The following is a 22,900-nucleotide window of genomic DNA, read 5'->3' on the forward strand; positions in this document are numbered from 1 at the left end:
ATTAGCATGCTTCGATTTGATTAATGTGAGCTGAGCAATGACCGGACATACAACAGTGAATCCTATTCGTAAAATTGTTATCGCGGGTGGTGGCACCTCGGGATGGTTAGCTGCAGCAGCTATTGCCAAAGTGTTAGGAAAAAACCTGGATATAACGTTGGTTGAATCACCGGAAATTGGACGAATTGGGGTGGGGGAGGCAACTATCCCTACCTTGCGAGTATTTCATAAACTGTTGGGTATTAATGAGCGAGAGCTCATGGCACATGTCCAAGGAACATTTAAGCTCGGCATTGAATTTAGCAACTGGGCTAAAAAGGGAGATAGATATTTTCACTCTTTTGGTCTTACAGGGAAAGATTGCTGGGCATGTCAATTTCAGCATTTTTGGCTTGCAGGAAAAAAATACGGTATAGATGCCCCGTTTGGTGATTATTGCCCTGAATCTAAAGCTGCACGTTTAGAAAAATGTAGTGATGAAAATGATGGGATCAATTATGCCTATCATTTGGATGCAACCCTATACGCCGACTTTTTGAAAAAATTTGCTATGCGGAACGGAGGGAGGCACGTTGAAGGTTATATCGAAAAAGTAATTGTCTCTCCTGAAAATGGTTTTATTAAGTCTTTGCTATTGAAAGATGGTCAGGAAATAGAGGGTGATTTATTTCTGGATTGTACTGGTTTTAGAGCACTGCTCATCGATGGAGCCCTAAACACACCATGGGTTCCTTATGGTCATTATCTTCCCTGTGATTCTGCAATTGCGCTGCAAACTGAATTAGTGCGCGCGCCCAGACCCTATACACAATCTATAGCTCATGACTTTGGATGGCAGTGGCGTATTCCGCTTCAGCATAGAGCGGGAAATGGAATGGTTTATTCCAGTCGGCACGTTTCGGATGATGAAGCGATGGCCACACTGATGAAGAATCTGGAAGGGCGTCCGGTTACGGAGCCGCGCGTGATTAAATATAACACGGGGCGACGACTCAAAGCCTGGAATAAAAACTGTATTGCTGTGGGGCTTGCCGCAAGTTTTATCGAACCGCTTGAATCGACCTCAATCCATTTGGCAATGTCCGCTATTTATCGCTTAATGAGATATTTCCCGCAGAATGAAATTGTAATGTCAAATGTGGATGAATTTAATAAGCAATCAGCTGAAGAAACAGATCGTGCACGTAATTTTGTTATCTTACATTATCATGCAACTCAAAGGGATGATACAGAATTTTGGCGCTATTGTAAAAATATGGAAATCCCCGAGGCTTTGGCGCATCGTGTTCAACTATTTAAAGATACTGCTGCCATTGCTTTAGAGGAAAAAGAATTATTCCTCAACGACTCTTGGGTTCAGGTAATGATGGGGCAGGGTATTGTGCCTAACGCATATCATCCTATTGCCGATGTGATGGACGAAAAAGAACTGAAAAACTTTTTGGGGTATTTAAAAAGTAGTGTAGGTGAAAAGGTGTCAGCAATGCCTAGTCATCAGCAGCTCATTGATCAATACTGCAAGGCGATTGCATTGGATCAATAAATATTTTCGACAAGATAAAAGATCTTGAAGCAAAATGGAATGTTTTAAGTGGATTATCTGAAAATATAGCACTACAAAATATTAATCTAGATTTTTAATTTAAGTTTGTAAAAAGTATAGAGAGTTGTATGGAGTCGATTGCATATGAACTGAGCGAAAATGCGAACATTGAATGTTATAGGGTGGGTAATGATCAGCAAGAGGTTTTGGTTGTTGATGATTTTCTTAAAGGTGCATTAGCCTTAAAGAAGCGAGCGATCCAAGAGAATAGTTTTGCGCGCGCTGATTCTTTCTATCCTGGTGTTCGCATGCAGGTGCCTCATGAATATACCTTTGCCATTGTTAAAGCTCTCGGCTTCTTTATGGAGCAATTTTTTCAACTAGAAGTAAGGAAAATAAAAAATGCTGTTTCTAAGTTTTCAATAGTAACTGCTCGTCCGAATGAGCTTGATTTATTGCAGCGCATCCCTCATTTCGATTCTCCGTCGCGCAAGGGTTTGGCTGTTGTGCATTACCTGCAATCGCTTCCAGACATGGGGACAGCGTTGTATCGCCATAAGCCAACAGGTTTTGAATATGTGGATGAACAGCGCTATACGCAATTCATGGAAAGCATACGGCAAAGATACCCTACAGTAAGTGACTACCCGGAAGGTTATATTAATGGTTCTACAGATCAATTTGAGGAAGTGGAGTCATTCGAAGCGGTATTTAATCGACTGCTTATGTATAGAGGGTCGAGTCTTCACTCGGGAAAAATTGGGAAAGATTATAATTTTGACCCCAATCCAGCTACGGGGCGGCTTACGCTTACATCGTTTTTTGAATTTAAATGATTCAATAGTAATTTTTAAGAAAAATCGCAATGGATAATCAGATTACAAAAGTAGTTATTGTTGGAGGCGGAACTGCTGGCTGGCTTACGGCGGGTATTCTAGCTGCTGAATATAAAAATAATTTAGCATTGGGTATGCAGATTACGTTGGTTGAGTCACCTGAAGTCAGCACTATTGGTGTGGGTGAGGGGACTTGGCCGTCAATGCGTGCAACGCTGAGAAAAATTGGTATCTCAGAGGCAGATCTGGTTACGCAATGCGCTGCATCTTTTAAGCAGGGATCGAAATTTGTGGGTTGGAAAACGGGTTTGGAGGGCGATGCCTACCATCATCCATTCACTATCCCGAATGGTTATCTGGAGTGTAATCTTGTGGCTGCTTGGCAGGCTCAGTTTTCGCACTTGCCTTTTGCAGATGTTGTCTCTGTGCAAAACTATGTTTCGGAAAGTGGCCGTTCACCCAAGCAGTTTACGACCCCGGAATATGCCGGTGCAGTAAATTACGGCTACCATATTGATGCAGGAAAATTTGGAGAGCTATTGCAAAAACATTGCACTTCACGTCTTGGAGTTAAGCATATAGTCGATCATGTCACCCATGTGATTTCTGCACCAAATGGAGAGATTGCTGCTGTTAATACTAAAGAGATGGGTGCTGTCGCGGGTGATCTTTTTATTGATTGCACGGGATTTAGTTGTTTGCTACTGGGGCAGCATTTTGGTATTCCCTTTATAGATAAGAATAAGTATTCAATTAATGATTCAGCGATCGCGACACAAGTCCCCTACGCCGAAAGTTCGAGTCCTATCGCATCGGCCACTGTGGCAACTGCTCAATCTGCGGGTTGGACTTGGGATATAGGGCTCTCTTCCCGGCGTGGCGTCGGTTATGTCTATTCCAGCGCGTACATTTCTGATGAGCAGGCTGAACTAGAGTTGCGTGCTCATATTGCAAAAAGCGCTGGAGTTGATGTAGCTGAGAAACTGAGTGCACGTAAATTCTCTATTCGTGTTGGGCATCGTGAACAGTTTTGGTATAAAAACTGTGTTGCGATTGGCATGGCTGCCGGTTTTATCGAGCCTTTGGAGGCATCTGCTTTGGCGCTGGTTGAACTGTCGGCCAATATGATTCGCGATGAGTTTCCGTTGACTGTCGCGACTATGCCGTTAGTTGCTAAGCGCTTTAATAGTGTTTTTCAATATCGCTGGGAGCGTATTGTTGAATTTTTAAAGTTGCATTATGTATTGACTGAGCGCCGCGATACTGAATATTGGCGCTATATGAGTAGCCCTGATGCAATGCCCGAACAATTGCAGCAACAATTATTGTTGTGGGCACAGCGCCCGCCTTATTTTAATGATTTGATTCAAGTAGAAGAGATTTTCCCATCGGCAAGTTACCAATATGTGCTCTATGGAATGGGATTTAAATCCAATGTCAGCGGTATTGTAAAGACATCGGATAATGTGAATCTGGGATTGGAAAAAATTAAAGATAATTTTGAGAAGTCGCGTAAATATGTGAGCTTGTTACCGTCAAATCGGGAACTTATCGATCATGTTTTTAAATACGGCATGCAAAAAATATAAGCTCAACTAAAGCTGCTATAAGGCAATATAAAAGGTGATTTAATGGCAAAGCATGAAATGTTAAATAACATTGCGCATGGCAATTTAAAGGTATTAACAAAGAAATCTGCAGCTTATGGCGATGATGTTAGTGGGGCGTTGATTTTCCCCAGTGAGTTTGTAGATGCTCAGCGCGACTACCCAATTTTTTTTCAAAAGGAAGCGCAGACGGGGGAGTTTCAGGCGGTAGCTATTTTTGGTTTTAAAAAAAATGAAAATTTATTTTTAGATGAACAAGGTTGGCACGCGAACTATATTCCTGCAGTGATCGCCCGCGAACCCTTTTTAATTGGTTTTCAGCGCGAGCAAGATGGAGATGGGGCTTCGCCGGTAATTCATGTTGATATGGATAGCCCTAGAATTAGCCATGGTGATGACGGAGAGGCGGTTTTTTTGGAGCACGGTGGCAATAGTCCCTACATAGAAAACATTAGCCGGATCTTGATGTCAATTCACGATGGTTTGGCGGAAAGTAAGGCAATGTTTTCTGCTTTTTTAGCGTTGGATTTAATTGAGCCTTTTGTGCTCGACATTGAATTTAATAATGGTGCTAAGTATCAAGCATCTGCCTACTACACTATTAATCAGGAAAAGTTTTTCGCGCTGGATGACTCGGCAGTAGGGCAATTGCATAAAACAGGTTATTTGCATTTTGCCTATATGGTTTTAGCGTCGCTCGGAAATATCCGCAAGCTAATTGATATGTGTAATAAGCGCGCTTAATTATTCGTCCTCGGCTGTAAGCTAAGAGTGGAAGTTGCGACTATCACAACTTATATATCAAATTTAATTTGACAGCGCTGTCATTAAGTTTTACATTAGTCTCAGTTGATTGAAACGGACTGAGCTTGAGTAGGTTAACAAACTTGGTTTTGGGTGATTAATGGTCTCTCACCGTCGATGTCTGGTTGATGCATCGACGTCTCCCTCTGCCCTCTGAATTTCAGAGGGCTTTTTTTTGTCTATTGATTTGGTGTTTTTACGGACAAATCCACTTTGGCTGGCTAGGTTATTTAGCATCTAGCTGGCATAATCGATGCCCCGAATTTTCCGGGTTTACTCTTTTTGAAAAGAGAGTAAGCCTCGTTTGGCACGCCTGATTAGCCCTGTTTATCGGATGTGCTGTTTCTGTCAGCTAGAGGATTACCATGAAGCCAGCAGTAAAACCCCGCAATCCCAATTTCTCGTCTGGCCCTTGCAGCAAGCGCCCGGGCTACAGCTTGGATCAGCTGGATGTGTCTACGCTTGGGCGTTCACATCGCTCCACTATCGGTAAAGCGGCATTGCAGCGCGCCTGTGTTGATACCGCCGAATTGCTCGGTCTGCCAGAAGGTTACCGTGTTGGTGTAGTGCCAGGGTCCGATACCGGTGCAGTAGAAATGGCCATGTGGTCGCTGCTGGGTGAGCGTGGTGTGGATATCCTGCAGTGGGAGTCATTTGGTAAAGGCTGGTTGAGTGATGCCACCAAAGAGCTGAAGCTGAATGTGAATGCCCATGAGGCGGATTACGGCTTGTTGCCTGATTTGTCCAAAGTGAACTTCGATAACGATGTAATCTTCACCTGGAACGGCACCACCTCAGGTGTAAAAGTGCCTAATGGTAACTGGATTCCAGCTGACCGCAAAGGTCTGACTATTTGTGATGCCACCTCGGCCGTGTTTGCGATGGAAATGCCCTGGGAGAAGTTGGATGTGATCACCTATAGCTGGCAGAAAGTGCTCGGTGGTGAAGGCGCTCACGGCATGTTGATTCTCAGTCCGCGTGCGGTTGAGCGTTTGGAGTCTTACAAACCAAGCTGGCCTATGCCTAAGCTGTTCCGCATGACCAGCGGCGGCAAAGTAGTTGAAGGTATCTTTAAAGGCGACACCATCAATACGCCGTCTATGTTAGCGGTAGCAGATTATTTGGATGCGCTGGATTGGGTGCGTGCCATCGGCGGTGTAAAAGAAACCATCGCTCGCTCTAACGCAAATCTGGACGTGTTGAAAAAGTTTGTCGCTGCCAATGATTGGATCGATTTTCTGGCGCAAACTCCGGAAACCCTGTCCAACACTTCTGTGTGCTTCACTTTGAAAGCCACTGCCGATCAGGTGAAAGCCATGATCAAATTATTGGATAAAGAAGGTGTGGCTTACGATATTGGCGCCTACCGCGACGCACCGGCTGGCTTGCGCATCTGGTGTGGCGCAACGGTTGAGGCGGCTGATTTGGAAGCGGTATTACCTTGGTTGACCTGGGCTTATAATGAAGCCACGGCTGCTTGATATAGATAGATTCAACGATAGGCCGTGTTTTTACACGGCCTTTTTGTTAGTAGATTTTGAGGAGTAAGACGATGTTTAAAATAAAAACGTACAACGCAATTTCAGTTAAAGGCCTCAACCGTTTTCCGCGTGAAAACTACGAAGTGGCCAGCGATATCGGCCAGCCCGATGCCTATATTCTGCGCAGCCATAAATTGCATGGCGAAGCTTTACCGGCATCAGTCAAAGCCGTTGCCCGTGCGGGTGCGGGTACTAATAATGTGCCGGTTGAGGAATACACCAAAAAAGGTGTAGTGGTATTTAATTCACCGGGCGCTAACGCCAATGCGGTAAAAGAACTGGTATTGACCGGAATGTTGTTGGGTTCACGCGGCATCCTGTCGGGCATGGCCTATGTCAATGGTTTGACCCACATGACCGATGCGGACGAAATGTCCAAATTGTTGGAGAAAGAAAAATCTAACTTTGCCGGTTTTGAACTGCAAGGTAAAACCCTGGGTATTGTGGGCTTGGGTGCAATTGGCTCTTTGATCGCCGACGCTGCTTTAGCCTTGGGCATGAATGTGGTCGGGTTTGACCCGGCCTTATCGGTTGAAGCGGCATGGCGCTTACCAAGTCAGGTTGGCCGCATGGAGAATTTGCAATCGCTGTTGGCGCGCTCGGATTACATCACCCTGCATGTGCCGGCGATTCCGCAAACCAAGCATTTGATTAATGCCGATACGCTGAAGGTGTGCAAAAAAGGCGCGACACTGTTGAATTTTGCCCGTGAAGCGATTGTGGATGCACACGCCGTAGTAGAAAGTTTGGATGCGGGTCATTTGGGTAAATATATTTGCGATTTCCCCGAGCCAATCCTGCTTAACCGTAAAGATGTTTACGCTATGCCGCACATAGGTGCCAGCACGGAAGAGGCGGAAGAGAACTGCGCCATTATGGCGGCCGACCAGCTGGTGGATTATCTGGAGAACGGCAACATCAAAAATTCCGTTAATTTCCCAACCGTGTATATGGATCGCTCGCCCGCAATAGGTTCGCGTATCACTTTCTCTAACGAAAACGTATCGGGCGTTTTGGGTCATGTGCTTTCAGTATTGGCTGACCACAAAGTGAACGTGGTGGATATGGTCAATAAAAGCCGCGGTGAGATTGCCTACAATATTATCGATGTGGAGCTGGTGCCCTCTGCGGAAGTGGTTGCAGCATTGGCAAGTGTTGAACACGTTATTGCAGTGCGAGTGATTTAATCTCGTTGTTGTTCCAGTCTGATAATCGGGGGCAGGGCAGATGTACAAACTAGTCTTCTTTGTTCCCGATTCCCATCTCGATTCAGTCAAAACAGCCGTCTTTGCTGCCGGTGCTGGCCGCATTGGCAACTATGATCAATGTTGTTGGCAGGTGTTGGGGCAAGGGCAGTTCAGGCCTTTGCCGGGTGCTGCTCCTTATCTCGGGCAACATGACCAACTTGCAACAGTGCCGGAGTATCGGGTTGAGATGGTCTGTGCTGATGAGCACATCCGTGCGGTAACTGCCGCATTGCGTGCTGCACATCCCTATGAAGAGCCAGCGTTTGATGTTTGGCGTTTGGCTGATCTGGAGGTGGATTAGTTTGAGCTCCCCTCTGTTTGATGCTCTATCGCAATTGCTTCTCCATGAGCCACTGGAGCCGGTTACTGAGCCGCAGGCGGCCGTGTTGGTGTTGATTGGTCGTGACGATAATCCAGCAGTCTTATTTACCAAGCGCGCAGAGCATTTGCGCCAACATCCGGGCGAGGTCTGTTTTCCTGGTGGTATGTGGGAGCCTGGCGATGCCGATTTGTTTGTCACCGCTCAGCGGGAGACCTATGAAGAGATTGGTTTGCTAGCCGCAGATATTCATCTTCTAGGGCGTTTACCTCAATTTCACACCCGCGCAGGAATCCGCGTCACACCCTTTGTTGCCAGTTTTGATACCGGCGTGCCTTTACTGCCGTCCCCTGATGAACTCGACAGTATTTTTTTGGTGCCTTTGAACGTTTTTAGTGTCGGTATTCAGGTGAGAGAGGATAGGTTCGAACGCAATGGTCGCGTTTTTAGCGTACCTGTCTATCATTATGAGGGGTATGAAATATGGGGGATTACTGCCGCGGTAACGGCGGAGCTACTGCAGTTATTGGGCGAAATCGGATGCTGATTTAGATTGGTCCTAACTTTTAGTTCTTGAAATAACAAAGAAGGCATCTATTTGACATAACGGCTTTATCTGCCAAGATGTAAACCATAATGAAACATCAGCCGCTAGCGATTCTTTTTTAGTAATCACTATTTTCCATTTCTTAACGAGCTTTTGCTGGGTACTTAAGGATGAATAACTACCGAACGCCTTTGCGCGATATTGATTTCACTTTGTTTGAACTATTTAAGTACGAGCAGCATTGCCGTGCGATAGGTCATGTTTCGTTGGATCGCGAATTGACGGGTGCTTTTTTGGGTGAGGCAGCACGTTTTGCTGAAGAAGTGCTGGCACCGCTTGGTTCGGTTGGCGATCAGCAGGGGTGTAAATTAATTGATGGCAAGGTGATTACTCCGCCGGGTTTTAAACAGGCCTATCAACAGTACTGCGAAGCCGGTTGGCCTACATTGTCGCGCTCAACGGCCTTTGGTGGGCAGGGTTTGCCACAATCCCTCGGTGTGATTCTGAGTGAAATTATCGGCACACCTAACTGGGCTTGGGGCATGTATGCCGGGTTATCCCAAGGCGCTATGCACACCATCGAAATCCACGGTAGCGAGCAGCAAAAGAGGCAGTATTTGCCCTCGCTGATATCGGGACGTTGGACCGGAACTATGTGCCTGACAGAAGCCCATGCGGGCAGTGATTTGGGGTTGTTACGTACCCGCGCTGAGCCTCAGCCCGATGGCAGTTACCTGATTACCGGCACCAAGATCTTTATTTCCTCTGGCGATCATGACCTCGCCGAAAATATTGTCCACATAGTACTTGCGCGCCTACCTGATGCGCCAGCGGGTACTAAAGGCATCTCGCTTTTTGTAGTACCCAAAATACTGTTAAAAGAAGATGGCTCGCTCGCCTCGGTCAATGGTGTTAGCTGCACATCGCTTGAAGACAAGATGGGGATTCACGGCAATGCAACCTGTGCACTGCAATTTGAGGAGGCAAGAGGTTGTTTATTGGGGGAGGTCAATAAAGGCTTGAACCACATGTTTACCTTTATGAATTTGGCGCGCATTGGTTCAGGGTTACAAGGCTTGGCTCATGCGGAGTTTGGCTATCAGCAAGCGCGCTTGTATGCTCGTGAACGTTTGCAGATGCGTTCTTTGACCGGGGTAAAAAATACGGCAGGCCCAGCTGACCCCATTATTGTGCACCCTGATATTCGCCGTATGTTGCTTACGCAAAAAACACTGGTTGAAGGGATTCGCATGTTGAGTTACTACGCAACCATAAAAATGGATACGAGCCAGCATTCCACTAATGCGGATGAACGCCAGCAGGCAGCAGATTTGCTCGGTTTGCTGACTCCTATAGTGAAAGCCTTTAGTACGGAAGCTGGATTTGAATCGGCAAATCTTGCACTCCAATGTCTTGGCGGCCACGGTTATATCCGCGATTGGGGCTTGGAGCAGAATTTACGGGATTGCCGCATCGCCACCTTATACGAAGGCACTACCGGTATTCAGGCGCTCGACTTACTGGGGCGCAAGGTGCTGGGAGCTGGGGGCAAAACGCTGGCGCCGTTAATTGATGAAATAACGCAGCTCTGCCGCAGTTGTGATGGCACCGAACAACTGGCAGCACATGCTGCACAATTAGCTACACTCACTGAGGAGTGGCAGCAATTGAGCATGCACATAGCGCGTCAGGCGCAGCAGAATCCAGACGAAATTGGTGCGGCTGCGGTAGATTATCTAATGTGTTCGGGCTATCTTGTGGTGGCTTTTTTATGGCTCAAAGCGCAACAAACGGCATTGCAACAGCTTGCGAAGCCAGTAGCTGACCCCGGTTTTTATCGGACAAAGTTGGCGGCGGCCGAATTTTATTTTGCGCGTATATTGCCGCGCACTATGGGTTTAATTAAGGCGATGGAATCTGGCGCAGACAATTTAATGAGTTTGGCGAGCGCCGATTTTTAATCTTGAAAAAATAACAAAAGTGGAGTGTGTTGTATGTCGCTGAATTATAACAGAACCCTTGCCGAGGTGTTTGCTGAATCCTGTAAATCATTTGCTGACAAAAGTGCGTTCACCTGTATGGATCGAACTCTTACTTATGCTGATCTCGATCGTTTATCCGGGCGTTTTGCTGCTTATCTACAGCAGCATACTGGATTAAAACCGGGCGATAGAATTGCAGTGCAGTTGCCTAATATTTTGCAGTATCCCGTCGTTATTTTTGGCGCATTGCGTGCAGGTATGGTGGTGGTGAATACCAATCCACTGTATACCGCACACGAAATAAAACATCAGCTCAAGGACTCAGGAGCAAAAGCTTTGGTAGTGCTGGCCAATATTGCAAAAAATGCAGCCGCTATTATCAAAGAGACCGGTGTTGAGCAGGTGATAGTAACCGAGTTGGCCGACTTACACTCGCCACTCAAGCGCATGTTGTTAAATTTTGCGGTAAAGCATATTAAAAAAATGGTTCCGCCCTATGAATTTCCGCAGCAGATCAGTTTTAATAAAGCGCTCGCGGTAGCTGCGCATCCTTGGCAAGCGGTAATCCAAACGCCAGATGATGTGGCGGTTTTACAATACACCGGCGGCACTACTGGTGTGGCAAAAGGTGCAATGCTTACCCATCGAAATTTGGTGGCCAATATGGCGCAGCTCAACGATCGTATGAAAGATGTTTTTCGTGCAGCTCAAGAGCTTTATGTCGCACCTTTACCTCTTTATCACATCTATTCTTTTACCATTCATTGCACCTCGGCAATGGCGTTGGGCAATCACAGCCTGTTAATTCCCAATCCTCGCGATATTCCCGGGTTTGTAAAAACACTGCAGGGTAAACCCATCACCTTTTTTGTTGGGCTCAATACTTTGTTTAATGCGTTGTTGCGCAATCCTGATTTTTGCAACTTGGATTTCAGTAATCTGCGCCTTACCTGTTCTGGCGGTATGGCACTCACAGCTGAAACTACCAAACATTGGATCGAGGTTACCAAAGCTCCGATCAGTGAAGGTTATGGTCTAACAGAAACCTCACCGGTTGTGTCCAATAATCCGCTTGTCAATGTGCAATATGGCACTGTAGGGCTGCCTTTAATCGATACTCAATGCAAAGTGATTGATGATGCGGGCAATAGCCTGCCAAGCGGTGAGGCGGGCGAGCTATGTGTGAAAGGCCCACAAGTGATGAAAGGTTATTGGCTGCGCCCCGATGCTACGGCAGAAGTGATTGATGCCGATGGCTGGTTCCAAACAGGTGATATCGCCGTAATTCAAGCAGATGGTTACATTAAAATTGTTGATCGCAAAAAAGACATGATTAATGTGAGCGGTTTTAAGGTGTTCCCCAACGAGGTAGAGGATGCGCTCAGTAGTCATCCTGATATAGTTGAAGTTGCGATTGTCGGTGTGCCTGATGGCGACGGCAGCGAAGCAGTCAAGGCGTTTATTGTTACCACCAATGAGCAATTAACTATTGAACAAGTGCGCAAGTTCGCTAAAGAAACTCTCACTGCGTATAAGGTTCCACACTTAATTGAGTTCCGCAAAGAGCTTCCCAAAAGCAACGTGGGGAAAATTTTACGGCGCGAGTTGCGTGATGAAGGGTTGGCAAAAGCAAAATAAACATACGACTTCAGGATGGTGCACTTGGGGGAATTGTTATGCTTAACCGAGCGTGAATAAATTGTGGTATTTCTGGAGTAAAAGCACCTGCAATCAGGTGCTTTTTTCTTTTAAGGTGTGATAGGTCGGGTTGATTACCGTGCCAATATGGGCGCCAACTGCTAAGCTAAGGTAAATCGATTAAGTCATTAATAAAAATAGATGTTGCAACAATGTTAAATAAAAAATGTAGGCAACTGGTTAAATAGCGTTATGAAAAGAGCTTTGGTCTTATCCGGCGGTGGTGCACGTGCCGCTTATCAAGTGGGTGTATTGCAGGCATTGACTGAAATATTGCCCGACGATTGTGAAAATCCTTTCCCTATTATCTGCGGTACTTCTGCTGGCGCGATTAACGCTATGGCGATTGCGGCTCACAAGGGTAATTTCAAGTCTGCTGTTGCTGCGCTAACCCGCATGTGGCTGAACCTGGAAATCGGTCAGGTATATCGCCATGGCTGGATGGATATTTTTAAAGGTCTGTCTTATTTAGGCTTGTCGTTAATGAATGAAGGTATGGGCCGTCGCAAGCCGCTCTCACTTTTGGATAATGGCCCTCTTTGGAATTTACTGGGTTCTAAAATTCATTTTGAAAATCTTAGCGAGGCGATAGATTCTGGAAAATTGTTAGCTGTCAGTATTTCTGCGATGGGCTATACATCCGGTCATTCGGTTAGTTTTTTTCAGGGTCACCCCAGCTTACAGGGCTGGTCGCGTTATCGTCGTGCAGGTGTGCCAACGCAGTTACGTTTGGAGCATTTGTTAGCCTCGTCTGCCATTCCTACGATTTTTCCCGCAGTGCGTATTAACCGTGAATATTTTGGCGATGGTGCGTTGCGTCAATTGGCGCCGATGAGTCCGGCATTGCATTTGGGTGCTGATTCTTTGTTTGTGGTGGGGGTGAGCGGTAACCGGACCGCGCAAAGAGCGAACCGGCGTGTGCCGCATCGCCATTCACCATCCATGGGGCAAATTGTCGGCCATTTATTTAACAGTGCATTTGTAGATGCGATGGAAAGTGATTTGGAGCATTTGGAGCGAATGAATCAGTTGCTAAAATTGATTCCAGAATCTGTGCGGGAAGAAAATGGGATTATTCTGCGGCCAGTGGCCAATATGGCGATTTCCCCTTCTTATCCCATTGATGGCATTGCGGGGCGCAATGTGCGTTACCTACCTAAGAGCTTGCGCTTTTTTATGCGCGCAACCGGTTCTACCGCAAAAGGTGGCGGTGCAACAGCGGCAAGTTACTTGTTATTTTCCAATGAGTTTATTACTGAGCTAATTGCATTGGGGCGAACAGATACCTTGGCAGAAGCAGACAATATTCGCCGTTTCTTTGCTGAATAATTTTGCCGAAGGAAATAAAAAAACGCCGCTGTTTGTGCAAACAGCGGCGTTTTTATTTAAACGCGGTAAGCGTTTATACATTCATAAAATCAAGCGCGACGACGGAATAGGGGCAGAGGTTGATCAACTGCGGCTTGATAGTATTCCTGCAAATCGCTGAGTGATTTTACCGCTTCTTCCAAGTTGGCTTCCGGGTTGGCAAATGCAAATGCATTTACACCACAGCGGCGTAGGTAGCAGAGCTGGTCGCGGATAAAGTTGCCGGTTGCGCGCAACTCACCTTTAAAACCGTAGCGCTCACGCAACAAGCGTGCAGTAGAGAAGGGGCGGCCATCCATAAAGCCGGGGAAGTTAATACCGATCACGGCAAAACGATTGGCGTCCTCACCAATCAGATCAGCGGTTTCATCACTATCAATCCATACACCAATATCGGTGCGGTTTTGCAATTGCACTTTTTGTGCGATCCATACTGCAAGCGGAATCAATACTTGCCCGGCAGGCACTGCAACCGCAGCGGCTTCACCTTCGGCCTTGGCGATAAATGCCCAAGTGTTTTCAGCGATAACGCCGTCTTTAATTAGCTTTTGCATAAACTTTCTCCTTGAAGGGAGCGGCACCTATACGGCGATAGGTATCGATAAATAATTCTTCCGCGGTGCGATTGGCAACATACACATCGACAATTTTTTGAATCACACTTGGCATATCGTCAGCACCGAAAGAGGGGCCGAGTACATCGCCGAGTGAGGCGTCGTTACTGGCGTTTCCGCCCAACTGTACTTGGTAAAATTCTTTGCCGGATTTATCCACACCGAGAATACCAATGTGACCCACATGGTGATGGCCGCAGGCATTCATACAACCGGAAATATTCAGGTCGATATCGCCCAGGTCATAGACATAATCCAAATCTTCAAACTGGCGCTGAATCGCTTCGGCGATGGGAATGGATTTGGCGTTGGCGAGTGAACAGAAGTCACCGCCGGGGCAGCAGATAATATCGGTAATAGTGCCGATGTTTGGTGTGGCAAAACCGGCTGCTTTACATTCTTGCCAAAGGGCAAATAGCTCGGTCTTTTTCACATCTGCCAGCACGATATTTTGTTCGTGGGTAGTGCGTGCTTCGCCAAAACTGAATTTGTCGGCCAGGTCGGCGATTTTTTCCAGTTGGCTATCGGTAATATCGCCCGGGGCAACGCCGGTCGGCTTCAGCGAGAGAGTGACTGATGCGTAACCAGCAATTTTATGTTCACGCACATTGCGCTGTAGCCATTTGCCAAACGCAACACTCTCGGCGGCTTGGGCATCGACCCTGGCTTGGGCGGCAGAGTTATCAATAGTCTCGTAAGCTGGCGCAGTAAAGAAACCTTTCGCGCGCTCAATTTCAGCTTGCGTCAGTTTGTTCATGCCATCTTTTAAATGCTGCCATTCGTCTTCCACTTTTTGTGCAAAGACTTCCGCAGTTAACGCGCGCACCAAAATTTTGATACGGGCTTTGTATTTGTTGTCGCGACGACCAAACAAGTTGTACACACGCAAAATCGCTTCAAGGTAAGACAGCAAATCTTCTTCCGGCAGGAATTCGCGAATCCCCACACCGATCACCGGGGTGCGACCCAAGCCGCCGCCCACATAGACTTTAAAGCCGACTTCGCCCTTATCGTTAAGCACTAATTGCAGACCGATATCGTGCACTTGCACTGCGGCGCGATCTTGCGTCGAACCGGTCACGGCAATTTTGAATTTGCGCGGCAAAAAGGCGAATTCAGGGTGGAAGCTGGACCACTGACGAATAATTTCGCAGTAGGGGCGCGGATCGATCAGCTCGTCTGGTGCTACACCGGCAAACTGGTCGGAGGTGGTATTGCGGATACAGTTACCACTCGACTGGGTGCCGTGCATGCCCACTTCTGCCAATTCGGCGAGAATATCGGGCACTTCGGTTAGATCCGGCCAGTTGTACTGGATATTCTGACGAGTACTGACGTGGCAGTAACCTTTGTCGTAATGACGCGCAATGTGCGCCAGCTTGCGCAGCTGGGTGGAATTCACCATGCCGTAGGGCACGTTAATGCGCAGCATAGGCGCCAAGCGCTGTACATAAAGGCCGTTTTGCAGGCGCAATGGCAAAAACTGCTCAGGCGGAAGTTCGCCTGCCAGAAAGCGCTCGGTCTGGCCGCGAAATTGCGCGATACGCTGGCGCAGAATGCTGTGGTCGTACTCGTCGTAGATATACATGTAGCTAGATACCTATTTATGTCTAGGGCTGTACCTACAGCTAGGTGAGGCCATCACGGAATGGCACTGTAGGCTGAAAATTGAGGCGCGCAGGATACAGGAAAAGCCCAGTTCCGGCGAGTTTTGCGGCGGCAAGATAGCAGCAGCTTATGCAGATGTGAACACACCTTTAGTGCTAAGTTTGTGCCTATCGGTTATGAGGCGCAAGTTTAGTGGGCTGGGGCTGGTATCATGGCCTTATTGATTTTTTGTCTATCTATTATCGATTTAACTTATGCAAGCAGATATTGACCAATTATTTATCCTTCCGCCTTGCGATGGACAGCTTGAGATATTGCAACGCGATGCCGATTTTCTCCTGATTAACAAACCCACACGCCTGCTCAGCGTGCCCGGCCGCCATCCACAAAACCGCGATTCAGTGATTAGCCGCCTGCTGCCGGATTACCCAAGTGCCGTCATTGTGCACCGGTTGGATTTTGATACCTCGGGCGTGATGGTGATTCCCCTCAATAAGCCTGCGCTGTCCCATATCAGCAAACAGTTTCAAGCGCGCACGGTGAGTAAACATTACACCGCAGTGGTCGCCGGTTTGATGGCGCAAGATGAAGGTGCTATCGATTTAGCTATCGCCGCGGATGAAGGGCCGAAATACAAAATCTGTTCGGCAACCGGTAAACCTTCTATCACTGAATACACGGTGATTAGTAGAGATGCGCAGGCGCAGACCACACGGGTGTTGTTACATCCCATCACTGGCCGCTCGCACCAACTGCGCTTGCATTTACAGGCAATAGGGCACCCCATTTTAGGTTGTGAGTTCTATGGTGGTGACTACGCCAAAGCGGCAGATCGTTTGCTGCTCCATGCAACGGATTTACGGTTTGTGCATCCGGTGAAGGGAGCTGAGGTTTTTATTGCAGCGAAGCCTGATTTTTAGGTGGGGGCATTCTGCGCTTTCTCGCTTAAAGTAAAAACGACATTTTCACTTTGCATTAACTTATGTAAATCCTCGTTAAGTTGCAGTGCTGAAATATCAAATCGGTTGACAACGTTGTCTGGTGTGCGAGAGATTTGCGATCTCAATCAACCACAAAGGATAACAACATGGGCCATCAACGTATTTTTCTCGCCAGTATTCTCTCCGCCTCAATTGCATTTGTCGGCTGCGGTTCCAAAACGGATTCGTCGGTTGAGCAAGTTTCATCGGTAACCCCAGTCTCATCTGCAGCGGCATCCTCAGTCACTGCACCTGCGCCAGCAGCGGTATTTTTCGATGATTTTAATTATTCAGATATGGCTGCCTTTAATAACAATGGCTGGAAGGTGAGAACGGAAACCGGCCACCCTGGGATTAAAGGTGCAACCTGGTCTGCAGAGGGGTTGTCGTTTCATGCCGATATCCCCGACACTGAAGCAGGTGCGGTGCGTATGAGTTCAGTCACCAATGGCACTGGTGAACAAACTCGTCACACACAATTCTGCCATGCACGTAAGTATCGCGAGGGGACCTATGCTGCGCGAGTTTTTTTTCGCGATGAACCAACTTACGGGCCAGACGGCGATGAAGTAATTCAAACGTTTTATGCGATTAGCCCACTCAACGCGCCGATGGATAAAAATTACAGCGAAACCGATTTCGAATACCTGCCCAACGGTGGCTGGGGAGAGGATGCCAATCCTGCGATGTGGACAACCAGTTGGGATACCTTCCAGCTGGAGCCGTGGACTAAGGTAAATGAATTTACCCGCGTAGAAGGTAGCTACGCAGGTTGGCGTACGCTGGTGTTAACGGTTGCCGATAACAAAGTCACTTACTTTGTAGACGGTAAATTATTTTCCGAGCACAGCAGTGCGGTTTATCCAGAAGATTTTATGTCGATCAATTTTAATTTGTGGTTTATGCCTAAAGGTGCGGACGGTTCTATCGGCCCAGTGGACTCACCCGAAATGCGAGAATATCAACAGGACATAGATTGGGTATTCTTTCAGGAAGGTGTGGCTATAACGACCGAGGAAGTAGAAGCCCAAATCGCTGATATGCGCAGCAAAAAAGTGACTTATATCGATAACGTGCAAGAGCGGGATCCTGCATTGCCATCGCCTTGTGGGCTTTAATCGTCGTTCGCTGGCAGTTTTCGATTGTAGGGATGAGTCAGCCGAACAGATTTCGCTTCAAATCGGACAAGGATTTGTCTGATTGTTGTCGCTTAAATGCTTGTCATTTAACCTTAAGGCTTTAAGATGCTCGGTTTCATATTATGAGTGTCCGACGTTGCGCAATGGTTATTCCCAACCTGCAAAACGATGGTCTAACAGGTAAAGAATGCAAAACCAACCTATTGATGAGCGCACTTTTTATCGTGGAGTGCTAGTGCTGCTTGTGCTCACTGGATTTATTGCCGCTTCCGCCAGTATTTTGCACTATCTGGAGCCAGAGCCGGAGTTAATGGATCTGGTGGTTCCGCCGATGGCGGCAGTGGCGAATATTGCTCTTGCTATATGGTTGATGTGTCGGCCGAAAAGTATTTTACGTGTAGTTTATTCTGCTTTTGGTGTGGCGATTGCTGCGCTCTCGTTGCCCGCTTGGTATTACAGTCTGCGCGCCCATCAGGCGCCTGATATACAGCTGATTAATATTTTCCCTCCTATATCATCCTTTCTTATTATTTTGATTGTGTTAGTAATGGTTATGCTTCCGCCACGCCGAGCATTTCCAATCATGATCGCCGCTTGGTTTTTAAATGCAGTACCGATTGTGAGTTATTTGTTGATTAACCGCGAGGAGTTGTGGACACCGCGCGGGCAGGAAATGTTTATGAGTTATGGCCTCGCCATTTTACTGTTATTGGTATTGTTGCCGTTTCAGCACCGCGCGCGATTGCAACTTGAGCGCCTACGTAATGATAATTCTCATATGCACAATGTGGCCGAACGGGATGCCTTAACTCAGCAATATAATCGTTGGGGTGGCCAAAAAATACTCGATGATTTTATGCGCAACGGAACCGTTGGTAGCATCATTATGCTGGACATAGATCACTTTAAATTAATCAACGATACTCACGGACATTTAGTGGGCGATAAAGTGTTACAACAATTTGCTACGCGCGTCAGCAGTGCGCTACGCAGCGACGGCCATCTGATTCGCTGGGGTGGTGAAGAGTTTTTGGTATTGATTCGTGGGATTGCAGAACGCGATGCCTTTACGGTAGCAGAGAGATTGCGCACTGCGATTAATAGTGATTTGTTTCCACCGATAGGCAAGGTGACGGTGTCAGGCGGCGCAACATCGCGTAAAGATGATGATACATTGGAAAGTTTACTTTCGCGGGCAGATAAAGCACTTTATCAAGCCAAATTAAATGGCCGTGATCAAGTGGTACATGATTAATAGCCGTTAATTCAATGTTGTGGGTGCCTTCCGAGGAAAGCACCCGAAATCATCTTAATGTTGCGAAGCTTGCTCGGCCCCAATACCGGTTTGTGAACGTACAAATTGTGCGTCAAATGCGGCTTGTTCGGTTGCGGCGGATGCGGATTTATCGGTGATTGAAAAGAACCAAATACCGATAAACGCAGCACTTACCGAGAAAATGGCGGGATACTTGTAAGGGAAAATCGCCTGTTCAAAACCAAATGCATCAACCCATACGGTCGGTCCAATCACCACTAAAATTACCGCGGTCAATAATCCCAAGCTGCCGCCCATAACCGCACCGCGGGTAGTGAGTTTGCGCCAATACATGCTTAGCAACAGAATCGGAAAATTGGCGCTGGCGGCGACGCAGAATGCAAGGCCAACCATAAAGGCGACGTTTTGTTTTTCAAAAACAATGCCGAGTAATACCGCGATTACACCCAAACAGACTGTAGCAATGCGCGATGTACGGATTTCTTTTTTCTCGTCGTGATTACCTTTTAATACCAGCGTCGCATAGAGATCGTGCGAAATGGCGCTCGACCCGGCCAGCGTTAGACCTGCTACCACAGCGAGAATGGTGGCGAAGGCAACTGCAGAAATAAAGCCTAATAATACATCGCCACCTAATGCTTGCGATAAGTGGATCGCTGCCATATTCGCACCGCCGATCAAAGCACCATCGCTAAAGTAGGCAGGATTTTTCAACAGTAGGATGATTGCACCAAAGCCGATAATAAAAGTGAGAATGTAAAAATAGCCGATAAAACCGGTGGCATAAAATACTGAGCGGCGCGCTTGTACCGCATCTTTCACGGTGAAGAAACGCATCAAAATATGCGGTAAACCAGCGGTGCCGAACATGAGGGCGATACCGAGTGAAATGGCGGAAATAGGGTCGCTCACCAGTGTGCCGGGCGCCATAATTGCGTTTGCTTTGGAATGTACTTTTACCGCTTCTGCGAATAAATTTTCAAAACTAAAACCAAATTGCATCATTACTAAAAAAGCCATTAATGAAGCGCCGGATAATAATAAAATCGCTTTAATTAATTGCACCCAGGTAGTGGCGAGCATGCCACCAAAGGTCACGTAGAGTGTCATCAATACTCCGACAATGATGACGGCATACTCGTAAGGCAGGCCGAACAGCAACTCAATTAATTTACCGGCACCCACCATTTGTGCGATCAGATAAAAAATAACCGTCACTAGCGAACCGCTGGCAGCAAGAATACGAATCGGTTTTTGCTGCAATCGAAACGAGGCTACATCGGCAAAGGTGTATTTGCCAAGGTTACGCAATGGTTCGGCAATCAGCACTAATACAATCGGCCAGCCGACTAAAAAACCAATCGCATAAATCAAGCCATCAAAGCCCGAGGTGTAAACCAATCCCGCGATGCCTAAAAAAGACGCGGCCGACATATAGTCGCCTGCGATCGCCAAACCATTTTGAAAACCAGTAATGCCACCACCGGCTGCATAAAAATCGCTCGCGGTTTTTGTGCGGCGTGCGGCCCAATAGGTAATACCCAGTGTTACTGTCACAAAAGCTAAAAACATCGCAATAGCGATAACATTAATACTTTTTTCACTGCTCGCTTGTGCCCAAGCGCAGGTCGCCATAGCAGAGAGAATTAATGCAATAGGAGCGTTGTACTTCATTGCTGGCCTCCGGCTTTCTGCACTATAGCCTTAGTCAAAGGCTCTAGTACCCGGTTGGCGTAGGAGACATAAATCCCGGTAATCACCATACAAAACAAAATCACACCCAAACCCAACACCATACCGATGGAAGTAACTCCATCGCCAATTGGCATACCAAGGGTAGTGGGGTGGAACGCGATGGTTAGGATAAGCGCAAAATAAGCACCGATAGTAGCTAATGACAAAGGCCACATAACTTTTTTGCGCGCGCGGGTCAGGGCCGCATATTCCGGCAGCTGCCGGATAGTTTCAATCTGCATTTCAGGTTCCCCTTGTTATTGTTAATTAGTAAGGGGGATTAAATGCCGAACTTGTATGCAAGGTCAAGGAATTATTAAATCCAACCTTTTTGACGGGCGATACGCGCAGCATCTACGCGGTTGGCGGCATTGAGTTTGGCAATCGCTTCTGACAGATAATTACGTACAGTGCCTTCCGATAAACACAATACCACCGCGATTTCGGCAGTCGTTTTTCCTTCGGCAGCCAAACGCAGCGCGCGACGCTCTTTATCATTGAGCGGGTCGCTTTCGCCCAGTGCCATCATGGCCAGTTCGCCGTCAATCACACGCTTGCCATCCATCACTTTATAAATGGCCTGAATGAGTTGTTCTGATGGTGCATCCTTTAATAAAAAACCGGAGACTCCCATATCAATCGCCCGGCGAATATAACCAGAGCGGCCAAAGGTGGTGATGATGATAGTTTTAATCGGCAGTTTTTGTTGCAATACCCACTGTGCTAATTCAAGGCCGGAGCGGCCTGGCATTTCAATGTCAGTGAGTAAAATATCGTAGCTGTTTTGTTTCATTAATAACCAAGCGCGATCACCATCTTCCGCCTGTGTGATTTCAAAACCTTCTTCCATGCTTAACAGTGCTGCCAAGGCGCCGCGCACCATGGATTGATCTTCAGCCAATAGAATTTTCATGGATTATGACGCCTGTTGTTGAAGTTCATTGCGCGGCAGCGAAATAACAAATTCACATCCTCTGTGAATAGATGACTGTAAGTCACCGGTTAACGCATGCAAACGCTCTTGTATGCCCTGCAAACCATTGCCCGGCACCAGGTTTTTTACGGCGCCGTTATCGCGCATGCTGACGAGAATTTTATCGCTACTCTGGCGAAATTCAATTTGGCAGTGGTTACCGTTGCTGTGGCGCAACACATTGGTGGTTAATTCCGTTAGTGCCAAAATAATAGCTGTTTCTGCACGTGGTGTAAGTTGTGGAATATCACCGTTTAAATCCACCACAAAACCGTTTTGGCGTAGCTTTTCGCACAGTTCCATTACCTCTCCAGAGAGGCCGCGGTGCTTATAGCCAGATACCGTTTGACGTACCAAACTCAAACTGTTGCGTGCAATGTGATGTAGCTCAGAGAGATGTTGTTTTACCTGCTCATGTTTTTCCTGCACTAATAGTTTTTCGGCCAGCTCGGCTTTGAGAGCAATGCTGGATAACGTGTGGCCAAGAATATCATGCAGATCGCGCGCAATCCGTTCACGCTCGGCAATCACCGCAAGCTGCTCAATTTCCTGATGACTTTTTTGTTGGCTAATACGCGCATCCAAGCGCAATTTTTCAATATAACCAACGATACCAATAGTCGCTAAGCCAGAGAGTGCAGGAAACGCAAAAAAGGGAAATGGGTAATTAAATTGATAATGCATCGCAATAATCAGCGCGACCAATAAGCTGGTAAAGAGCAACCAGGTTTTGGTGCGATAGGTAAATCCAACTAAAAAACCTATGTAAGAAAAAAACGTGCTAGAGCCAGGAGTGTAGGGCGTGATGACTAATGCTAACAATACAATTGCCAGTAATGGTTTCCAAACCTGGTTAGGTTTAAGTGTGATCGCCACTAGATACAGCGATACAAATACACAATAGACACCCACCAACAGTACTTGAGCGAGTGTGCTAAATGGCATGTAGTAGACGGGAACAAAATAATAAAGGCTGAAAACCAGCCAGATCCAAGATTTGGCGGAATAAATAGAGCCTGCGCATTGTTCAGCGTGTGGAGTCATAGTGACATGTCCGGGCGGTAGTTCCAGGGGGAGTGCTTGT

Annotated in this window: 20 protein-coding genes; 14 read left to right on the plus strand and 6 right to left on the minus strand. The window is 47.0% G+C overall.

Going from position 1 to position 22,900, the window contains the following annotated elements; genetic code table 11:
* Positions 1 to 55 precede the first annotated feature (55 nt).
* The 11 genes from AC2CG4_RS00945 to AC2CG4_RS00995 all read left to right on the plus strand — a co-directional run bounded on the left by AC2CG4_RS00945 (position 56) and on the right by AC2CG4_RS00995 (position 13,453).
* Positions 56 to 1,543 carry a tryptophan halogenase family protein gene (locus AC2CG4_RS00945; RefSeq protein ID WP_484484467.1) on the plus strand — a complete coding sequence of 496 codons (1,488 nt, stop codon included), beginning with the start codon at positions 56 to 58 and terminating at the stop codon, positions 1,541 to 1,543.
* 128 nt (positions 1,544 to 1,671) lie between these two features.
* The gene (locus tag AC2CG4_RS00950) at positions 1,672 to 2,379 is read left to right on the plus strand and encodes a DUF6445 family protein (protein ID WP_484484468.1); all 708 of its coding nucleotides are present in this window, start codon (positions 1,672 to 1,674) and stop codon (positions 2,377 to 2,379) included.
* Positions 2,380 to 2,408: 29 nt separating this feature from the next.
* The gene (locus tag AC2CG4_RS00955; protein ID WP_484484469.1) at positions 2,409 to 3,968 is read left to right on the plus strand and encodes a tryptophan halogenase family protein; all 1,560 of its coding nucleotides are present in this window, start codon (positions 2,409 to 2,411) and stop codon (positions 3,966 to 3,968) included.
* A gap of 42 nt (positions 3,969 to 4,010) precedes the next feature.
* Positions 4,011 to 4,730 (plus strand): SapC family protein, encoded by a 720-nt coding sequence (locus AC2CG4_RS00960; RefSeq protein WP_484484470.1) that lies wholly within the window; start codon positions 4,011 to 4,013, stop codon positions 4,728 to 4,730.
* 425 nt (positions 4,731 to 5,155) lie between these two features.
* The gene (locus AC2CG4_RS00965; protein WP_484484471.1) at positions 5,156 to 6,271 is read left to right on the plus strand and encodes a phosphoserine transaminase; all 1,116 of its coding nucleotides are present in this window, start codon (positions 5,156 to 5,158) and stop codon (positions 6,269 to 6,271) included.
* 71 nt (positions 6,272 to 6,342) lie between these two features.
* Positions 6,343 to 7,518, plus strand: a complete 1,176-nt coding sequence (locus tag AC2CG4_RS00970; RefSeq protein WP_484484472.1) for a phosphoglycerate dehydrogenase — start codon at positions 6,343 to 6,345, stop codon at positions 7,516 to 7,518.
* A gap of 40 nt (positions 7,519 to 7,558) precedes the next feature.
* Positions 7,559 to 7,879, plus strand: coding sequence for a YqfO family protein (locus AC2CG4_RS00975; protein WP_484484473.1), 321 nt, complete (start codon positions 7,559 to 7,561; stop codon positions 7,877 to 7,879).
* Between the two features lies 1 nt (position 7,880).
* Complete coding sequence (locus AC2CG4_RS00980) at positions 7,881 to 8,444, plus strand: NUDIX hydrolase (protein ID WP_484484474.1); 564 nt, start codon at positions 7,881 to 7,883, stop codon at positions 8,442 to 8,444.
* Between the two features lie 170 nt (positions 8,445 to 8,614).
* Positions 8,615 to 10,405, plus strand: coding sequence for an acyl-CoA dehydrogenase C-terminal domain-containing protein (locus AC2CG4_RS00985; protein ID WP_484484475.1), 1,791 nt, complete (start codon positions 8,615 to 8,617; stop codon positions 10,403 to 10,405).
* Between the two features lie 33 nt (positions 10,406 to 10,438).
* A complete protein-coding gene (locus AC2CG4_RS00990; protein ID WP_484484476.1) occupies positions 10,439 to 12,064 on the plus strand; it encodes an AMP-binding protein in 1,626 nt (541 codons plus the stop codon).
* Positions 12,065 to 12,316: 252 nt separating this feature from the next.
* On the plus strand, positions 12,317 to 13,453 hold the full coding sequence (locus AC2CG4_RS00995; protein ID WP_484484477.1) for a patatin-like phospholipase family protein: 1,137 nt from the start codon (positions 12,317 to 12,319) through the stop codon (positions 13,451 to 13,453).
* A gap of 89 nt (positions 13,454 to 13,542) precedes the next feature.
* On the opposite strand, the gene AC2CG4_RS01000 is transcribed toward AC2CG4_RS00995, so the two are convergent.
* Together AC2CG4_RS01000 and AC2CG4_RS01005 are read right to left on the minus strand one after the other, a co-directional pair.
* Positions 13,543 to 14,046, minus strand: coding sequence for a DUF934 domain-containing protein (locus AC2CG4_RS01000; RefSeq protein WP_484484478.1), 504 nt, complete (start codon positions 14,044 to 14,046; stop codon positions 13,543 to 13,545).
* A complete protein-coding gene (locus AC2CG4_RS01005) occupies positions 14,030 to 15,694 on the minus strand; it encodes a nitrite/sulfite reductase (protein WP_484484479.1) in 1,665 nt (554 codons plus the stop codon). Before AC2CG4_RS01005 ends, AC2CG4_RS01000 begins: the two co-directional genes overlap by 17 nt.
* A 274-nt stretch (positions 15,695 to 15,968) precedes the next feature.
* Between AC2CG4_RS01005 and AC2CG4_RS01010 the strand changes: the two genes are divergently transcribed.
* The 3 genes from AC2CG4_RS01010 (at position 15,969) to AC2CG4_RS01020 (ending at position 19,088) form a co-directional block, all read left to right on the plus strand.
* A complete protein-coding gene (locus AC2CG4_RS01010; RefSeq protein ID WP_484484480.1) occupies positions 15,969 to 16,634 on the plus strand; it encodes an RluA family pseudouridine synthase in 666 nt (221 codons plus the stop codon).
* Between the two features lie 167 nt (positions 16,635 to 16,801).
* Positions 16,802 to 17,812, plus strand: coding sequence for a glycoside hydrolase family 16 protein (locus AC2CG4_RS01015; protein ID WP_484484481.1), 1,011 nt, complete (start codon positions 16,802 to 16,804; stop codon positions 17,810 to 17,812).
* A 208-nt stretch (positions 17,813 to 18,020) separates the two neighbouring features.
* Positions 18,021 to 19,088, plus strand: coding sequence for a GGDEF domain-containing protein (locus AC2CG4_RS01020; RefSeq protein ID WP_484484482.1), 1,068 nt, complete (start codon positions 18,021 to 18,023; stop codon positions 19,086 to 19,088).
* A 54-nt stretch (positions 19,089 to 19,142) separates the two neighbouring features.
* Here the strand turns inward: AC2CG4_RS01020 and AC2CG4_RS01025 are convergent, their stop codons facing one another.
* The 4 genes from AC2CG4_RS01025 to AC2CG4_RS01040 all read right to left on the minus strand — a co-directional run bounded on the left by AC2CG4_RS01025 (position 19,143) and on the right by AC2CG4_RS01040 (position 22,860).
* Positions 19,143 to 20,783 (minus strand): cation acetate symporter, encoded by a 1,641-nt coding sequence (locus AC2CG4_RS01025; protein ID WP_484484483.1) that lies wholly within the window; start codon positions 20,781 to 20,783, stop codon positions 19,143 to 19,145.
* Complete coding sequence (locus AC2CG4_RS01030) at positions 20,780 to 21,085, minus strand: DUF485 domain-containing protein (protein WP_484484484.1); 306 nt, start codon at positions 21,083 to 21,085, stop codon at positions 20,780 to 20,782. The genes AC2CG4_RS01025 and AC2CG4_RS01030 overlap by 4 nt, the downstream gene beginning before the upstream one ends.
* 74 nt (positions 21,086 to 21,159) lie before the next feature.
* Positions 21,160 to 21,756 (minus strand): response regulator transcription factor, encoded by a 597-nt coding sequence (locus AC2CG4_RS01035; RefSeq protein ID WP_062064101.1) that lies wholly within the window; start codon positions 21,754 to 21,756, stop codon positions 21,160 to 21,162.
* Positions 21,757 to 21,759: 3 nt separating this feature from the next.
* Positions 21,760 to 22,860 carry a sensor histidine kinase gene (locus AC2CG4_RS01040; RefSeq protein ID WP_484484485.1) on the minus strand — a complete coding sequence of 367 codons (1,101 nt, stop codon included), beginning with the start codon at positions 22,858 to 22,860 and terminating at the stop codon, positions 21,760 to 21,762.
* Between the last annotated feature and the right edge of the window lie 40 nt (positions 22,861 to 22,900).

This window comes from Cellvibrio sp. ATLC23 (assembly GCF_057196725.1).

Bases quoted from the DNA above. Each gene is read 5' to 3' on its own strand.
- AC2CG4_RS00950 (WP_484484468.1), top strand. From the start codon at position 1,672: ATGGAGTCGATTGCATATGAACTGAGCGAAAATGCGAACATTGAATGT.
- AC2CG4_RS00955 (WP_484484469.1), top strand. From the start codon at position 2,409: ATGGATAATCAGATTACAAAAGTAGTTATTGTTGGAGGCGGAACTGCT.
- AC2CG4_RS00960 (WP_484484470.1), top strand. From the start codon at position 4,011: ATGGCAAAGCATGAAATGTTAAATAACATTGCGCATGGCAATTTAAAG.
- AC2CG4_RS00965 (WP_484484471.1), top strand. From the start codon at position 5,156: ATGAAGCCAGCAGTAAAACCCCGCAATCCCAATTTCTCGTCTGGCCCT.
- AC2CG4_RS00970 (WP_484484472.1), top strand. From the start codon at position 6,343: ATGTTTAAAATAAAAACGTACAACGCAATTTCAGTTAAAGGCCTCAAC.
- AC2CG4_RS00975 (WP_484484473.1), top strand. From the start codon at position 7,559: ATGTACAAACTAGTCTTCTTTGTTCCCGATTCCCATCTCGATTCAGTC.
- AC2CG4_RS00985 (WP_484484475.1), top strand. From the start codon at position 8,615: ATGAATAACTACCGAACGCCTTTGCGCGATATTGATTTCACTTTGTTT.
- AC2CG4_RS00990 (WP_484484476.1), top strand. From the start codon at position 10,439: ATGTCGCTGAATTATAACAGAACCCTTGCCGAGGTGTTTGCTGAATCC.
- AC2CG4_RS00995 (WP_484484477.1), top strand. From the start codon at position 12,317: ATGAAAAGAGCTTTGGTCTTATCCGGCGGTGGTGCACGTGCCGCTTAT.
- AC2CG4_RS01000 (WP_484484478.1), bottom strand. From the start codon at position 14,046: ATGCAAAAGCTAATTAAAGACGGCGTTATCGCTGAAAACACTTGGGCA.
- AC2CG4_RS01005 (WP_484484479.1), bottom strand. From the start codon at position 15,694: ATGTATATCTACGACGAGTACGACCACAGCATTCTGCGCCAGCGTATC.
- AC2CG4_RS01010 (WP_484484480.1), top strand. From the start codon at position 15,969: ATGCAAGCAGATATTGACCAATTATTTATCCTTCCGCCTTGCGATGGA.
- AC2CG4_RS01015 (WP_484484481.1), top strand. From the start codon at position 16,802: ATGGGCCATCAACGTATTTTTCTCGCCAGTATTCTCTCCGCCTCAATT.
- AC2CG4_RS01020 (WP_484484482.1), top strand. From the start codon at position 18,021: ATGCAAAACCAACCTATTGATGAGCGCACTTTTTATCGTGGAGTGCTA.
- AC2CG4_RS01025 (WP_484484483.1), bottom strand. From the start codon at position 20,783: ATGAAGTACAACGCTCCTATTGCATTAATTCTCTCTGCTATGGCGACC.
- AC2CG4_RS01030 (WP_484484484.1), bottom strand. From the start codon at position 21,085: ATGCAGATTGAAACTATCCGGCAGCTGCCGGAATATGCGGCCCTGACC.
- AC2CG4_RS01035 (WP_062064101.1), bottom strand. From the start codon at position 21,756: ATGAAAATTCTATTGGCTGAAGATCAATCCATGGTGCGCGGCGCCTTG.
- AC2CG4_RS01040 (WP_484484485.1), bottom strand. From the start codon at position 22,860: ATGACTCCACACGCTGAACAATGCGCAGGCTCTATTTATTCCGCCAAA.